Below are 15,092 nucleotides of genomic sequence, written 5' to 3' on the forward strand. Positions count from 1 at the left end.
GTCGGCTGTGTTGCAATTATGTCCGAATATCACCGTTTTTTGTCTTTTTGCAACCTTTGCAGGATGTTATCAAAATGTTGTAATTTAATAAGTCATACACGGACACGTGTGCATAGGGTCGAAATAACAATAGATTAGAAACGAAAGCAAAGAGCAAATGAACATAGGTTAAACACATATTCGAAACAAAACACAACAACGTCTACGGTGACCGTGACTAATAGGTCTAAGCCGAATAAGGAGATCATGGATGCACAATCTTGCTGTTAACTTGGAGCGCAGCGCTTCGCTTTTCCCAAATAAAGTCGCTCTGCGAATGGGGACGGATGAAGTCAGCTTTTCTCAGTTGGAACAACTTTCTGGAAACGTCGCCGCTAATTTAAAGAGACTGGGGCTCAAGAAAGGAGATAAGGTCGCGTTGTCGTGTCCGAATGTCACGTATTTCCCTATTGCCTATTATGGAATTCTGAAAGCAGGCTGCGTCGTGGTGCCTTTGAACGTGTTATTTAAAGCAAGAGAGATCGCTTACCACCTTAATGACTCGCACGCGACAGCCTATTTATGCTTTGAGGGCAGTGAAGAGCTGCCCATAGGTCGCTATGGCTTACAAGGTTTCGAACAGGCAAACCATTGTGAACACTTTGTCGAGATGCCCATCCCAACCGGCGCAGACACGACTTCAGAAAGAAACGAGCAGCATGAATCAATCACTGACTGGTTAGAACAACCTTTGACTCCTTTTGAGTCTGTGGCTTGCCATGGTGATGATACCGCTGTGATTCTTTATACTTCAGGTACGACAGGTCAGCCAAAAGGCGCAGAGCTTTCTCACACCAATATGCAAACCAATGCGATGTCGTCACAGTATCTAATGCGATTGGAGTACAGCGATACCACAATGGCCACACTGCCTTTATTCCATAGCTTCGGCCAGACGGTCATGATGAACGCGAGTGTGCTAACAGGGTCCACCATGGTGTTGATTCCGCGTTTCGAACCGTCACTGGTGATCGACCAGATCATTAACCATAAAGTCAGCGTGTTTGCGGGCGTTCCTACTATGTATATCGCGCTATTAAAGGCGGGAGAAGAGTCTCCTGATAGCTTAGAAAACACAAGCAAACGCTCTGAACAGGTTAAACACAGCTTGAGGTTGGGTGTTTCTGGCGGTGCTTCTATGCCACTTGAGGTTATTCGACAGTTTGAGTCTCGCTTTGAGCTTCCAGTATTAGAAGGCTATGGTTTATCAGAAACAGCGCCAGTTGCGACCTTTAATCATATTGACGGTGACCGATTGTCTGGCAGTGTGGGTCAACCTTTGTGTGGTCACCTTATCAAGATCACTGATATACAAGGCAACTCTGTTGTAATGGGTGAACTGGGTGAAGTCTGTATCAAAAGTCCAAGTGTCATGAAAGGCTACTATCAAAGACCAGAGGCGACAGCAGAAGCCATCAGAGACGGTTGGTTCCTAACTGGAGATATTGGACGCACCGATGAGCACGGCAACTTGTTCATTGTTGATCGCGTTAAAGACATGATCATCCGTGGCGGGTACAACGTATATCCGCGCGAAATCGAAGAAGTATTGATGTGTCATCCTGATGTCGAAATGGTCGCGGTTGTGGGTGAACATCATGATCGCCTGGGCGAGGAGATTCACGCTCATGTGGTGCTTCACGAACATACGCAATGTGATAGTGCAGCTCTGATTACATGGTGTCGTGAGCAATTGGCCGATTACAAATATCCGCGTAAGGTATTTATTCGCAAAGCCTTACCCATGACAGCAACCGGCAAAATATTGAAGCGCGAATTGCACCCACTAGAAATAGCGGAGATGACTAATGGATAGTTATGATTTTATTGTTGTTGGCGGTGGTTCTGCGGGGTGTGTCATGGCTTCTCGGTTGTCGGAAGATCCTAATGTCACTGTTTGCTTGTTAGAAGCGGGCGGTAAAGACACGAGCCCATTCATTCATACACCCGTTGGCGTGGTGGCTATGATGCCAACCAAACTCAATAATTGGGCTTTCGAAACCGTTGAACAGCCGGGTTTAAATGGTCGTAGAGGTTATCAGCCAAGAGGTAAGACACTTGGCGGGTCTAGTTCTATCAATGCCATGATGTACGCTCGTGGGCACCGTTCCGACTACGACACATGGGCAAGCTTGGGTAACACAGGGTGGAGCTATGATTCTTGTCTGCCTTACTTCAAGAAAGCCGAAAACAACGAAGTTCATCAAGATGAGTTTCATGGTCAAGGTGGTCCATTAAATGTGGCGAACCTTCGATCGCCGAGCCCAATGTTGGAACGTTACTTAACAGCGTGTGAGTCGATAGGGGTTCCTCGTAATGAAGACATCAACGGTGCGGCACAATTTGGGGCGATGCCGACTCAGGTGACTCAAATTAATGGTGAACGATGCAGTGCTGCCAAGGCTTATTTAACGCCAAACCTTTCGAGACCAAATCTTACGGTCGTGACCAAGGCAACCACGCATAAGGTCTTGTTTGAAGGCAAGAAGGCGGTCGGGGTTGAATATGGCTCTAACGGGCAGCGTTATCAGATCAGATCCAACAAAGAGGTGATTTTATCTGCGGGTGCATTTGGTTCTCCCCAATTACTGTTACTGTCGGGTGTCGGCGCTAAAGCTGAACTAGAGACGCATGGCATCGAACAGGTTCATGAATTGCCTGGAGTAGGTAAGAACCTACAAGACCATATCGACTTAGTGCATTCGTACAAATGCAGTGAAAAGCGTGAAACCTTCGGTATCTCGTTGCAAATGGCCTCTGAAATGACCAAAGCTCTGCCGCTATGGCACAAAGAACGCCGTGGCAAGATGAGTAGCAACTTTGCTGAAGGGATTGGTTTTCTTTGTTCCGCAGATCATATCGCCGTGCCGGATTTAGAGTTTGTATTTGTGGTCGCTGTTGTGGATGACCATGCACGAAAAATCCATACTAGTCATGGTTTTACCTCTCATGTCACCTTGTTGAGACCGAAGAGCTATGGCTGCGTAACGCTGAATAGTAATGATCCTTATGATCCGCCCAAGATCGATCCTGCGTTTTTCAGTCATCCTGAAGATATGGAGATCATGATTAAGGGCTGGAAGAAGCAGTATCAAATGTTAGAGAGTTCGGCGTTTGATGACATCCGTGGCAATGCTTTCTACCCAGTGGACGCCAGTGATGACAAGGCTATCGAGCAAGACATTCGTAACCGTGCAGACACTCAGTATCACCCGGTCGGGACCTGTAAAATGGGCCCTAACAGTGATTCATTAGCCGTGGTAGATAACGATCTTAAAGTTTATGGATTGGATAATTTGAGAGTCATTGATGCTTCTGTGATGCCGACATTGATTGGGGCAAACACCAACGCGCCAACCATTATGATTGCTGAAAAAATCGCAGATCAAATCAAAGAGGAATACGGGTTAGGTCAGCAAGAATCTAGTATTCAAGCGAAAGGCGAAGCTGTGGTTTAATTCAAGAAGTTAAGTGATAACCATAAATAAAACAGTAGGTTAGATAGTCTTGATTTGATAAGACTCTCTAACCTATTTTTGTGTGTTTACTTAGAACAAAGCAAAAGCTAATTCAATAGCTTAAACAATAGTGTTACTTGGTTAGAGCTTGATTAAGCCATTGATCAAATTGGCCTTTTGGTAACGCACCGTTAATCGTATCGACACGTTTGCCATCTTTAAACACCATCACCGTCGGAATACTTCTGATTTGATACATTGCGGCAAGCTGCTGCTGAGCTTCAGTATCAATCTTAACGAATCGAACATCTCCCGAACGCTCTTTAGCAACGTCACTGAACACGGGTGCGAAGCCCACGCACGGGTTACACCATGTTGCCCAGAAATCGACAACCACAGGCTGTGAACTGTTCAAGATAGATTGGAAATTAAGTGACGTTCCCTCGATAGGAGCGCCATCGAGCAATGCTGTTTTGCATTTACCGCAGGTTGGGCTTTCTGAAATTCTTTCTGAAGGAACTCGGTTTACGCCATTACAAGAAGGGCAACGTGTGTTGAATGTAGACATAACTTTCTCTTTTTATTGTAACTCCGTGTCTAACGCGATTTACGAATCACGCACGGAGCGCTTATACTGTTTAAAACTAGAATACGATACTTAAATAAAAACAAACAATAAACAGGTAAATGATGACAAAATTTTACGCTGAAATTACTGGCTGGGGAAAGTGTCTGCCACCAGCCGTGCTGTCCAATGATGATTTAAGCACTTTCATTGATACGTCTGACGAGTGGATTCGAACTCGAACTGGTATCGAAAACCGTCGTATCAGTCATGTAAATACCTCTGAGCTAGCGACTGTTGCAGCGAAACATGCCATGGCGTGTGCTGGCCTAACAGCCGAAGATATCGATCTCGTGATTATCGCGACGTGCAGCCCAGACTCCCTTATTCCAAATACCGCATCTAAGGTTCAACAGAACTTAGGCATTAAGAGTGCAGCGGCTTTCGACCTTAACGCAGCGTGTACTGGCTTCATCTACGGCGTTGAAACGGCAACTCGACTGATTCAGGCGGGTAATTACCGCAACGCCATCGTTGTGGGTGCTGAACGTCTGTCATTCTTCATTGATTGGACCAAGCGTGATACCGCGGTTCTTTTCGGTGACGGCGCTGGCGCTGTGGTTTTATCTCGCACTGAAGAACAAGTCGGCTTACAAGAAGCTCAAATCGGTTGTGACGCCGAAGGCCGCGATATTCTAGCGGTACCAAAATTCGGTACTTCTATGGACCGCTTTGCGGCTGACAACGGTTACTGGGACTTCGATTTCGTTGGTAAAGAGATCTTCAAACGTGCAGTGAAAGGCATGGGCGCAGCGGCACACACAGTCTTGAGCCGCACAGGTATCTCAACCGACAATATCGACGTTGTGATCCCGCACCAAGCAAACATCCGAATCATCCAAACTCTGTGTGATATGGCGGGTATTGATCGCGAGAAAGCGTTTGTTAACATCCAAAACTACGGCAACACATCGGCCGCTACTGTGCCAATTGCATTATGTGAGTCGCTAGAGCAAGGTTTCGTTAAGCCTAACGACAATATTCTTGTTGCAGCGTTTGGTGCGGGTTTAACGTGGGGTGCTGGCCACATTAAATGGGGTAACCGTGTTGAACCGCTAGGTCAATCAGATGCTAAGCTTCCAGAAGCTGATAAATCCGCTTTAGAGCTTCTAGAAAGAGCCATTTTACACTGTAAAACACACCCGAATTCAGCGAGCGAATAACGCTGATGGGTACAGTCGTCAAAGTACGTCTTATGACTAAAGCCGACCTTGATGAGGCGGCTTTAGTCCACCAAGCTGCATTTGTTCGACAACAGCACTCTAGAAGTTGGTTACAATGTAACTTAAATGCTGCACCGCGTTTTATTAACTTTGTTGCGGAGAGTGAAGGCGAGATCTTGGGTTACATCATCTGGGTTCAGAAAAGCGGGTTTAGACCTGAAGCTGTTTTAGAACTAGAGCAACTTGCCGTGTTACCAAGCGTGCAAGGGCAAGGATTGGGAAAAACGCTGATTCTAGACTCTTTGCCGCAAGTGAAGCAGAAGCTAGCAGAGCAAGGCTCGACGCTCAAACACGTGCTAGTGACCACCAGAGCAGACAACTTTGCACAAAAGCTTTATCAATCTACGTTGGGTGCAGAAGTCGAAACCACGATTTCAAACCTGTATTCTGCTGATGAAGTACTTATGATCGCTCGCAACATAGGTGAGCGAATCTGATCGCTGAGTTTTTAGAACTAATTATAATCAGCGGTATAAATCGACTTACGTTTAATTAGGGACTTCTACAGTCCCTTTTGTTATTTCTTAGGAAGTGTTTTGAAGAAAGTTTTAGCAATTGGCTACGTTTGGCCAGAACCGAATTCATCGGCGGCGGGTAGCCATATGATGTCACTTTTACGCCTGTTCAAGAGACAAGGTTGGTCAGTTGAATTTGCAACGCCAGCTCAAGAAACCGAGCACATGATCGATCTTTCTGAAGAGGGCATCACAAGCCAATCTATACAGTTGAATTGCGACAGCTTTGACCAATACATTGAAGAGCTGCAACCCGATGTCGTGATGTTCGACCGTTTTATGATGGAAGAGCAGTTTGGTTGGCGTGTTGAGAAAGTATGCCCGAATGCATTTAAGTTACTGGATACTGAAGATTTACAGTTCCTACGTAACGCGCGGCATGAAGCTGTTAAGAAAGAGACTGAACTGACCAAAGCGTATTTGTACAGTGACTTAGCGAAACGTGAAATTGCTGCGATTCTGCGCTGTGATCTTTCGTTGATCATTTCAAGTTACGAGATGGAACTTCTTCAATCTGAGTTCAATATCGATCCAAAATTGCTTCATCACTTGCCGTTCATGGTTGATCTTAATACGCTGCCTGAAAGCACGAAAAGCTTTGAAGAACGTAAGCATTTCATGACGATAGGCAATTTTAGACACGCACCTAACTGGGATGCTGTACTTCAGTTACAGAAGATTTGGCCGAAGATTCGCAAACAGCTACCTGACACTGAACTTCATATTTATGGATCGTATCCGCCGCCAAAAGCGACCGCATTACACAACCCTAAAACCGGTTTCCATATCAAAGGTTGGGCTAAAGACGCTCAAGAAGTGATGGAGCAGGCACGAGTTTGTGTTGCACCTCTACGATTTGGCGCGGGCATTAAAGGTAAATTGCTTGATGCGATGAAGTTACAAACTCCGAACGTGACCAGCGAAATCGGCAGTGAAGGCATGTTACCGCAAGGTGAACTACAATGGCCGGGCGCGGTGGCTGATGATATTGATGAGTTTGTTGAGCAAGCTGTAGCTCTCTATAAAGATGAAGAGAAGTGGCTTAAGGCACAAAGCCAATGTCATTCAATCCTTGAAGCGCACTACGAGCAGAATCAACTCGGCGACAAATTGATTGAGCGATTAACTGCGTTAGAGTCTGATCTTGAATCTCATCGACTGGATAACTTCTTTGGTTCGATGCTCAAGCACCACAGCATGGCGAGTACCAAGTACATGTCGCAATGGATAGCTGAAAAGAACAAGACTAAGTAACTGACACAATAAACCGAATCAAATCATAAGCCCTTAGGTTAACGCCTAGGGGCTTTTTTCATGTGGGACGCTTTTAAATTCCAAACTTACAAATCGAAACATAACGCCATTACATTAGCATTGACTAATTTATATTTATTAGTAAACTCTAATTTATATTTATTAGTAAGACCTGATTTAAAGTGCGACGAGTTAAATTTAAGTTTGTGGATGGGAGAGGTCAGTGATGAGTTTAATACCTTGGGATGCATTTTTGGGTGGCATGCTGCTAGGCGCGTCGGTAATTGTTCTGATGTTGGGTATCGGGCGAGTTGCGGGGATCAGTGGAATCGTTAGCCGCTTATTACCGTCTAGAAAGAACAAAAGATTAGAATCAGGATCTGAATCCAGCTCGGAAACCAACACAGAGAAAACCGAAAAACATTGGCGACTTGCTTTTATTGTCGGAATGGTCGTGAGCGGTTGGTTATTGATTCCGACGGGCTACCAACTTCCGCAATTGGAAGAGATCAACTTCGCAGCGGTTATCATAGCCGGACTATTGGTGGGCTTCGGTACCAAGATGGCGAACGGTTGTACTAGCGGTCATGGCATTGTGGGCATGGCGCGCTTGTCTAAACGTTCAATTGTCGCGACCTTTGTATTTATGGGTGTCGCGATGGCAACAGTGTTGGTTAAAAACCTGATTGGCTTGGGGGCATAATGAAAAACTCTTCATTTACTATCGTTATCGGCTTGCTCGCAGGTATTCTTTTCGGCTCTGGCATGATCATTTCAGGCATGGTTGATCCTAACAAGGTACTCGGATTCTTAGACATTACCGGTAACTGGGACATTAGTTTGGCATTCGTTATGGGTGGCGCGCTGTTGGTCTTCGCTCCGTTTTACCATCTGGTCATTAAAAAGCGCTCTCAAGCCGTCAATGGTGAACCTTTAGATAGCAGTAATAATCCACTAATAGATAGAAAGTTGATCTTAGGTTCAACTTCTTTTGGTTTAGGCTGGGGGATTGCAGGCTTTTGCCCAGGGCCTGCAGTAACCAGCCTTAGTGGCGGTAACCCTACGGTATGGTTGTTCGTCTTAAGTATGCTGGTGGGGATGTGGCTAGCGGGTCGAACCAATAAAGGTTGCTAGCAGTACGCCTACCATTTCTTGCATGGCTGAGAGGATTCGATCTTATCTGACCAAACAGAGAGGCTGACCCGCTTTCAGTAAAAGCCAGTCAGCCTCTTTCTATATCTACTGTTTTCTATTATTTGCACTTATCTACAATCTGCAGTTATCTATAACTTACTGTTTGATCGTTGTTGAAACTGGGCAGTGGTCGCTGAGTTTGTAGTCCAGCACATCTTGCGTTTCAAACACCTTTTGTTTCGCAGGAGAGGCATCCAAGGACTTGCTCACAACAATATGGTCAATCACCGAACGAAATTGATGCGTGCGATGGTTATTGCGGTTTGAGCGTACCTTACAATCTGCTCGAGTTTTTCTTGTTGCCAACTGAGCATCGGTATTTTGCGTCATATCTTTCCACGTCCAATCTCTTGAATAGGAGAGGTTATGGTTAAAGTCGCCCAGAATCGCGTAGTCTTCACCATTACGTTCTCTTTGCTGTATCCACTTATTCAGTTGCTTAGCTTGGTCTTTAAGTCTTGAACAGTCACGGTTCGACTTGTAAGCGCCGCTGCATCCGGCCTTTAAGTGCACTGACAACATGTGAATTGGCTTTGTATCCGTTTCTACAACCATATAGCTTGCAAACCTAAGCTTGCTGTTAGCACTCGCTTCCAGAGGAAAGTCAGCGTAGTCGGTGAGTGTGATTCCTTTACGAACCGCGAAGCCCGTATATTGGTTCACTTCTTTGAATTGTCGGTTACTGTTTTTGGGCAATGAACGATCAGACATCAAGATTTTGTATTGATCGCCAGCGATGCGTTGAATGGCATTGACGTCATCGACTTCTTGAAAAGCGACCACATCCGCATTTAAGGATTGGAAATACTGTTCGAGTTTATCGAAATCTGCTTGGTTTCGTTTGGAAGAAAACTTATTCACAGCCTCGTTGGTTGATAACCATTCGATATTCCAACTGGATATGGTCAAAGGTTCAGCAAATGTCTGGCTACTGAGTAAGCAAGCTAACATTATCCACTTTTGAAGTCGTTTCATCCCAAATATCCCTAATTTTGGTGTCCAATATAGTTGAGCCGTTATCCTACAACACTTACCAAAAATTCAACTCTTTTTAGCAGTTTTTTTATTGTTACATTGTTTCTTTTCGACTTGAGAACTCACGTAATAATATTGGATTTATCTTGTTCAGCGTGCGCGTTTTATTGATCCAAATCAATACTCAAAGTTGGTGGTTCTCGTTAAATACGCCACAATATCTAGTGTTAGTTAAACGATAAATCGCTCTATATAGTGTGTTTGTGGATAAGTCTGTGAATACCTCAAGAGTAAGGAGAAGTGGTGAAATCAATCGTAATCAAGCGTGATGGCTCAAGAGCTCCATTCAGTAGAGATCGTATCCAAGCTGCAGTGGAAGCAGCATCAGACAAAGCCGATAAGGAAATTGCTATTTATGCTCTGAATGTGGCATTAGCAGTTGAGTTGAAGCTCGAAGACTACGATGAAGTTCATATTTCTGAAATTCAGACTTTGGTTGAGAACGAGCTAATGCAGGGACCATATAAGTCTCTAGCTCGTGCCTACATCGAGTATCGTCATGACCGAGACATCGCACGTGAGAAGCAAAGCGCTTTAACTCGCGAGATCGAAGGTTTGATCGAAGAAAGCAATGTTGATCTGATCAATGAGAACGCCAACAAAGACGGTAAAGTTATCCCAACTCAGCGTGATTTGCTGGCGGGTATCGTGGCTAAACACTATGCAAAAACTCACATTTTGCCGCGTGACATCGTACAAGCTCACGAGTGTGGTGACATTCATTACCACGATCTAGACTACGCACCGTTCTTCCCAATGTTTAACTGTATGCTTATCGACTTGAAAGGCATGTTAACGCATGGCTTCAAGATGGGTAACGCGGAGATCGACACGCCTAAGTCTATTTCTACAGCAACAGCGGTAACCGCGCAGATCATCGCGCAAGTCGCGAGCCACATCTATGGCGGTACTACGATTAACCGTATCGATGAGGTTCTAGAGCCTTACGTTATGGCGAGCTACGAGAAGCATTTATCACTAGCGAAAGAGTGGGACATTCATAGCCCAGAAGCTTTTGCTATCTCTCGTACCGAGAAAGAGTGTTACGACGCGTTCCAATCTCTGGAATACGAAGTAAACACGCTACACACGGCTAACGGTCAAACACCATTCGTTACGTTTGGTTTTGGTCTAGGCGAAAGCTGGGGTTCGAAACTTATCCAGCAATCTATCTTGAAAAACCGCATTGCAGGTTTGGGTAAGAACCGCAAAACAGCGGTATTCCCTAAACTGGTGTTTGCAATTAAAGATGGTTTGAACCACCAGAAGCAAGATCCAAACTACGACATCAAGCAATTGGCGCTTGAGTGTGCGTCTAAGCGTATGTACCCAGACATTCTTAACTACGACAAAGTAGTTGAAGTGACAGGGTCATTTAAAACGCCTATGGGTTGTCGTAGTTTCTTGAATACTTACGAAGAAAATGGTGAGTTGATTCACGAAGGCCGTAACAACTTAGGTGTAGTTAGCCTCAACTTGCCACGTATCGCGATTAACGCGAAGCAAGATATGGTTAAGTTCTACGAACTGCTTGATGAAAAATTGAAGCTGGCTCGTCGTGCTCTAGAGACTCGTATCTCTCGTCTAGAAAACGTCAAAGCACGTGTTGCTCCAATCCTATATATGGAAGGTGCATGTGGTGTTCGCTTGAAAGCGGACGACTCTATTGCCGATATCTTCAAGAACGGCCGTGCTTCTGTTTCTCTCGGCTACATTGGTATCCACGAAGCAATGACTGCGCTTTACGGCACAGATGTTCACCTGTATGACGACGGCGAAATGCGTGCTAAAGCGCTTGAGTTAGTGGAGTACATGAAGCGTGAAGTGGAATCTTGGACCAAAGAAACAGGTTACGCGTTCAGCCTATACGGCACACCAAGTGAAAACCTATGCAGCCGTTTCTGCAGCATTGATACCAAAGAGTTTGGTGTGATTGATGGCGTGACAGACCGTGGTTACTACACAAACAGCTTCCACTTAGACGTGCAGAAGAAAGTGAACCCATACGACAAGATCGATTTCGAGATGCCTTATCCTGAAATCTCTAGTGGTGGTTTTATCTGTTACGGCGAATTCCCGAACATGCAGAAGAACATCGAAGCACTAGAAAATGTATGGGATTACAGCTACACACGTGTTCCTTACTACGGAACCAACACGCCGATTGATGAGTGTTACGAATGTGGTTACAACGGTGAGTTCGACTGTACAAGTAAGGGCTTTACGTGTCCTAAGTGTGGCAACCACGACTCAACCAAAGTATCGGTAACACGCCGTGTTTGTGGTTACCTTGGTAGCCCAGATGCACGACCATTTAACTTCGGTAAGCAAGAAGAAGTTAAACGCCGCGTGAAGCATCTTTAATCTAACGAAGGATCTTAGTTAAGATCTGAGATCTTTAGCTAGCTCACTCACTTAGAAGAGCTACGTTTCAAGACATAAGATTGGTATCGGCGCTATGTCGATGCCAATTCTTTCGTTTCAGCTGTTACAGCACTTCACTTCAAACTATTAAGCAATAACGAGTTTTCAATACTGCCTTATGAATTATCACCAATATCACCCAATCGACGTTGTAAATGGCCCTGGTACTCGCTGCACTTTGTTTGTGTCGGGTTGTGTGCACCAGTGTCGCGGGTGTTATAACCAGTCGACGCAACGATTGGACTCTGGGCATTTGTTTACTCAAGAACTGCAAGACCAAATTATTGCTGATCTGAACGATCCGCGGATCAAACGTCGTGGCTTATCGCTTTCTGGTGGCGATCCAATGCATCCAGCAAATGTGTCTGAAGTGCTTAAGCTCGTTCAGCGTGTAAAAGCGGAGTGCGAAGGCAAAGACATCTGGATGTGGACGGGTTACGAGCTAGACGAACTTGACGAGAAACAGAAGCAAGTGCTTAAATACGTAGATACTTTGATTGACGGCCGCTTCGAGCAAGACAAAGCGGACCCAATGTTAGATTGGCGTGGTAGCTCGAACCAAATCATCCATCGATTTACTGACTTATAAACTTATAAGGTTTGTTCTGATTCAGTATTCTCGTAAACAGAAACAGGGCTTCATCGTTAGCGCAATGCTACAAATCAGCCCTTGGGTGTGAGTTCTTTTGAATCTATCGCCCGATACGTAAGTGTCGGTTTGGCGCCTGTTTAAATAGGAATGTGCTCAGGTTCATCGATTAGGTTGTTTATCCATTTCTTGGATTGAATCCTCTGACTGGTCAGAACTATTTTGGCTAGCTCTTCGAGTAACACAATCATCAAAACCCATTCTAGCGGCCAACCAAACACTACCGCAGTAAAGTAGGCAAGGGGAATACCAATCGCCCATTGGCCAAACAGATCGATGAAGATGCTGTAGTTGATGTCTCCACCACTTTTCAGCACACCGCCGATACCAACCATATTGAAGACTCTCAGTATCATGCCGAGCGCCATGACTAAGGTGACGTTTACGGCCGTGTCTTTTAGCTCTAAGTGAGTAAGGCCGATCATGTATATGATCGCGGGTTTAGCAAACCAGCACATCAAGGCTAACAGAGCCGCAAGCCCACAGCTGACCAATACATATCCCCAAGCGGTATTCTCAACACGTTGATAGTTCTTTGCACCGATCTCGTTGCCTAAAATGATCGAAGCAGCGACGGCAAAGCCCATGAACGCCGAGATCAAGATGCTTTCTACTGGTGATAATAATGAGATTATCGCAAGCTCGCCAACACCCATCTGACCAACAATAACGTTATAAATCAGAATGCCACCCGCCCAAGCCGTGTCATGAACCAACATCGGAATTGCTATCTTGAAATACTTCTTTCTATGCTTAGGCAATATTGCATCGCGCCAATTACTTAGTGTTGGGAAAAGGTGGGCGTAGTGTTTCTTTGCCATAACAAGCAGGGCAATCGTTTGAAAGAATCGAGACACCGTAGTACCGATTGCCGCGCCAACCACACCCAGTTCTGGGAATCCAAATAAACCAAAGATCAAAAAGGCATTGAGGATCGCATTGATGATGATCGCCCAGATGCTGATCTTGGTAGGTAGCTTTGCTTCGCCGACCGATCGCAGTGCGCTTTCTAAGGGCACTACGATCGCGGTACCAAAAAGGCTGGCTCCTGTTATCCAAAGGTAATCCGTTGCCAAGCGGATGTAATCAGGGTCTGAGGCCACCACAGACACCACTGATTCAGGAGCCAATGTATAAATCAACACAAACGGGATAATGGCGACAATCGACAATGCCCACGATTGCGCTAGTGTGCGTCTAATCCCCTTGAAATTACCCGCACCAAAATATTGCGAAGCTAGCACGCTGACGGCGCCGCTAATCCCCGATACCATGATCAAGTTGAAGAAGAAGATGCGGTTGCCAACGCCCACAGCGGCGGTTGCAGAATCACCAAGCTGATTGACCATAAAGATATCGACCACGCCTAGCAATGAAAACAACATGGTTTGCAGTGAGACAGGTAAACCAATGTGTAACAGTTTTTGCCAAAACTCTTTGTCCAAATGACGATATGTCGAGAGCATCGCATTTCTCCTGTGGTTAATATGCGAGAAGTTTATCGGCATTTGTTTTGCCTGTATTGTTCCTGTTCATCACAAACTTTTGCCAAACTATCTATTTTCCAAAATTATCGAACTACTTACGTGGCGACTCAGTTGCAGGCAAACCCAATGAGCGAAAAGAGAAATGAGTGAGAAGCAAGAAAGGTATGAGATTTCTGAAAACACGCATCAAGAGTTTGTCGACCAAAGTCATGTATTGGCATTCGAAGAGCTAGGTATCGTTCAGTGTGGGACGGCGTCGTGTCGTGATTTCTTTTCGGTGTATCGGAAAAACCAACAAAAACACATGTTGCTGTATACCGTGAGAGGAAAGGGTTGGTTAGAAAGTGGGGCGTGTCGCTACATTCTAGAGCCAGGGTCGTGTATTACCGTGCCTGCGGGCATTGAGAATGGATTCGGGATTGAAGAAGAAACATGGCAAATCGCATGGATCTTTCTCTCACCCGATAAACAATGGGAAAATGTCTTCAGTGATGAAGTGAGTTATACGCTGTCTCCCGCAGCAGAAGTCGTCTCGTCGTGCATTCATACTCTGTTGAGAAGCATTGCTTTACCGATCGATTTGGGTGGAGCAATTGCTAATCATAGTGTGGCTCAAATAGAACACATGATTAATGCGCCGGTACCTCAGCAACAATCACGCAATTTGATTCGTTTAAGACGAGTGTTCGACAACGTACAAAAGCAGCTCCACAAGGAATGGAACGTTCATGAGCTGGCAGGCTTATTCCCGTGTTCAGAGCCGCATTTCCATCGTTTGTGCCAGCGCTATTACTCACACAGCCCAATGACTCATATTATGCGTATGAGGATGGAGTACGCAGCACGCTTGCTGAAGTCGAGTGATTGGTCGATTCAACACATCGGCGAGATCGTGGGTTACCCGAATGCGGCTAACTTTAGTACTCGATTCAAGGCTTGGTCGGGAGTGACACCGAGGCAATTCAAACAGAACACCTAATTGAAGTCGTAATAAAAGACTTAACAATAAGCCCGTTTATTTTGTGATTGGTTATTAAACGCCCGAAATTTTCACATTATCTTGGCTTAAAATGACCAATCTCTGATTACTTATGGTAACTAAGCTCTTCTATTAAAAAATGTTTCTGATTTTAGTACGAAAATGTTAACGTGAAATTCAATACTTGAATTTCAAAGGGTTGTGACTTTC

At 45.1% G+C, this 15,092-nt stretch carries 13 protein-coding genes; 10 read left to right on the forward strand and 3 right to left on the reverse strand.

What is annotated here, in order from left to right; all coding sequences use genetic code 11:
* Positions 1 to 250 precede the first annotated feature (250 nt).
* On the forward strand, positions 251 to 1,855 hold the full coding sequence (locus tag L3V33_RS02170; RefSeq protein ID WP_237288863.1) for a long-chain fatty acid--CoA ligase: 1,605 nt from the start codon (positions 251 to 253) through the stop codon (positions 1,853 to 1,855).
* The gene (locus L3V33_RS02175) at positions 1,848 to 3,497 is read left to right on the forward strand and encodes a GMC family oxidoreductase N-terminal domain-containing protein (RefSeq protein WP_237288864.1); all 1,650 of its coding nucleotides are present in this window, start codon (positions 1,848 to 1,850) and stop codon (positions 3,495 to 3,497) included. The genes L3V33_RS02170 and L3V33_RS02175 overlap by 8 nt, the downstream gene beginning before the upstream one ends.
* A 133-nt stretch (positions 3,498 to 3,630) precedes the next feature.
* On the opposite strand, the gene trxC is transcribed toward L3V33_RS02175, so the two are convergent.
* Positions 3,631 to 4,065 carry a thioredoxin TrxC gene (gene trxC / locus L3V33_RS02180; protein ID WP_004731082.1) on the reverse strand — a complete coding sequence of 145 codons (435 nt, stop codon included), beginning with the start codon at positions 4,063 to 4,065 and terminating at the stop codon, positions 3,631 to 3,633.
* A gap of 122 nt (positions 4,066 to 4,187) precedes the next feature.
* Between trxC and L3V33_RS02185 the strand changes: the two genes are divergently transcribed.
* The 5 genes from L3V33_RS02185 (at position 4,188) to L3V33_RS02205 (ending at position 8,248) form a co-directional block, all read left to right on the forward strand.
* Positions 4,188 to 5,285 carry a ketoacyl-ACP synthase III gene (locus L3V33_RS02185; protein ID WP_114635312.1) on the forward strand — a complete coding sequence of 366 codons (1,098 nt, stop codon included), beginning with the start codon at positions 4,188 to 4,190 and terminating at the stop codon, positions 5,283 to 5,285.
* 32 nt (positions 5,286 to 5,317) lie between these two features.
* Positions 5,318 to 5,782, forward strand: coding sequence for a GNAT family N-acetyltransferase (locus tag L3V33_RS02190; RefSeq protein ID WP_237288865.1), 465 nt, complete (start codon positions 5,318 to 5,320; stop codon positions 5,780 to 5,782).
* A 99-nt stretch (positions 5,783 to 5,881) separates the two neighbouring features.
* A complete protein-coding gene (locus L3V33_RS02195; RefSeq protein ID WP_237288866.1) occupies positions 5,882 to 7,114 on the forward strand; it encodes a glycosyltransferase in 1,233 nt (410 codons plus the stop codon).
* A 226-nt stretch (positions 7,115 to 7,340) separates the two neighbouring features.
* The gene (locus tag L3V33_RS02200; protein ID WP_237288867.1) at positions 7,341 to 7,817 is read left to right on the forward strand and encodes a YeeE/YedE family protein; all 477 of its coding nucleotides are present in this window, start codon (positions 7,341 to 7,343) and stop codon (positions 7,815 to 7,817) included.
* Positions 7,817 to 8,248 carry a YeeE/YedE family protein gene (locus L3V33_RS02205; protein WP_237288868.1) on the forward strand — a complete coding sequence of 144 codons (432 nt, stop codon included), beginning with the start codon at positions 7,817 to 7,819 and terminating at the stop codon, positions 8,246 to 8,248. The genes L3V33_RS02200 and L3V33_RS02205 overlap by 1 nt, the downstream gene beginning before the upstream one ends.
* 156 nt (positions 8,249 to 8,404) lie before the next feature.
* On the opposite strand, the gene L3V33_RS02210 is transcribed toward L3V33_RS02205, so the two are convergent.
* Positions 8,405 to 9,283, reverse strand: a complete 879-nt coding sequence (locus L3V33_RS02210) for an endonuclease/exonuclease/phosphatase family protein (RefSeq protein WP_237288869.1) — start codon at positions 9,281 to 9,283, stop codon at positions 8,405 to 8,407.
* 303 nt (positions 9,284 to 9,586) lie between these two features.
* On the opposite strand from L3V33_RS02210, the gene nrdD reads away from it, so the two are divergent.
* Positions 9,587 to 11,707 carry an anaerobic ribonucleoside-triphosphate reductase gene (nrdD, locus tag L3V33_RS02215; protein WP_017081069.1) on the forward strand — a complete coding sequence of 707 codons (2,121 nt, stop codon included), beginning with the start codon at positions 9,587 to 9,589 and terminating at the stop codon, positions 11,705 to 11,707.
* Between the two features lie 178 nt (positions 11,708 to 11,885).
* On the forward strand, positions 11,886 to 12,356 hold the full coding sequence (nrdG, locus tag L3V33_RS02220) for an anaerobic ribonucleoside-triphosphate reductase-activating protein (RefSeq protein WP_146455755.1): 471 nt from the start codon (positions 11,886 to 11,888) through the stop codon (positions 12,354 to 12,356).
* A 140-nt stretch (positions 12,357 to 12,496) separates the two neighbouring features.
* Here the strand turns inward: nrdG and L3V33_RS02225 are convergent, their stop codons facing one another.
* Positions 12,497 to 13,924, reverse strand: a complete 1,428-nt coding sequence (locus L3V33_RS02225) for an MATE family efflux transporter (RefSeq protein ID WP_237288870.1) — start codon at positions 13,922 to 13,924, stop codon at positions 12,497 to 12,499.
* Positions 13,925 to 14,045: 121 nt separating this feature from the next.
* Between L3V33_RS02225 and L3V33_RS02230 the strand changes: the two genes are divergently transcribed.
* Positions 14,046 to 14,882 carry an AraC family transcriptional regulator gene (locus tag L3V33_RS02230; protein WP_237288871.1) on the forward strand — a complete coding sequence of 279 codons (837 nt, stop codon included), beginning with the start codon at positions 14,046 to 14,048 and terminating at the stop codon, positions 14,880 to 14,882.
* Positions 14,883 to 15,092 lie beyond the last annotated feature (210 nt).

This window comes from Vibrio sp. A2-1, assembly GCF_021728355.1.
Classification (GTDB): domain Bacteria; phylum Pseudomonadota; class Gammaproteobacteria; order Enterobacterales; family Vibrionaceae; genus Vibrio; species Vibrio splendidus_K.

Excerpts from the sequence above, each read along its gene's own strand:
- L3V33_RS02170 (WP_237288863.1), top strand. The coding sequence starts at position 251 with ATGCACAATCTTGCTGTTAACTTGGAGCGCAGCGCTTCGCTTTTCCCA.
- L3V33_RS02175 (WP_237288864.1), top strand. The coding sequence starts at position 1,848 with ATGGATAGTTATGATTTTATTGTTGTTGGCGGTGGTTCTGCGGGGTGT.
- trxC (WP_004731082.1), bottom strand. The coding sequence starts at position 4,065 with ATGTCTACATTCAACACACGTTGCCCTTCTTGTAATGGCGTAAACCGA.
- L3V33_RS02185 (WP_114635312.1), top strand. The coding sequence starts at position 4,188 with ATGACAAAATTTTACGCTGAAATTACTGGCTGGGGAAAGTGTCTGCCA.
- L3V33_RS02190 (WP_237288865.1), top strand. The coding sequence starts at position 5,318 with ATGACTAAAGCCGACCTTGATGAGGCGGCTTTAGTCCACCAAGCTGCA.
- L3V33_RS02200 (WP_237288867.1), top strand. The coding sequence starts at position 7,341 with ATGAGTTTAATACCTTGGGATGCATTTTTGGGTGGCATGCTGCTAGGC.
- L3V33_RS02205 (WP_237288868.1), top strand. The coding sequence starts at position 7,817 with ATGAAAAACTCTTCATTTACTATCGTTATCGGCTTGCTCGCAGGTATT.
- L3V33_RS02210 (WP_237288869.1), bottom strand. The coding sequence starts at position 9,283 with ATGAAACGACTTCAAAAGTGGATAATGTTAGCTTGCTTACTCAGTAGC.
- nrdG (WP_146455755.1), top strand. The coding sequence starts at position 11,886 with ATGAATTATCACCAATATCACCCAATCGACGTTGTAAATGGCCCTGGT.
- L3V33_RS02225 (WP_237288870.1), bottom strand. The coding sequence starts at position 13,924 with ATGCCGATAAACTTCTCGCATATTAACCACAGGAGAAATGCGATGCTC.
- L3V33_RS02230 (WP_237288871.1), top strand. The coding sequence starts at position 14,046 with ATGAGTGAGAAGCAAGAAAGGTATGAGATTTCTGAAAACACGCATCAA.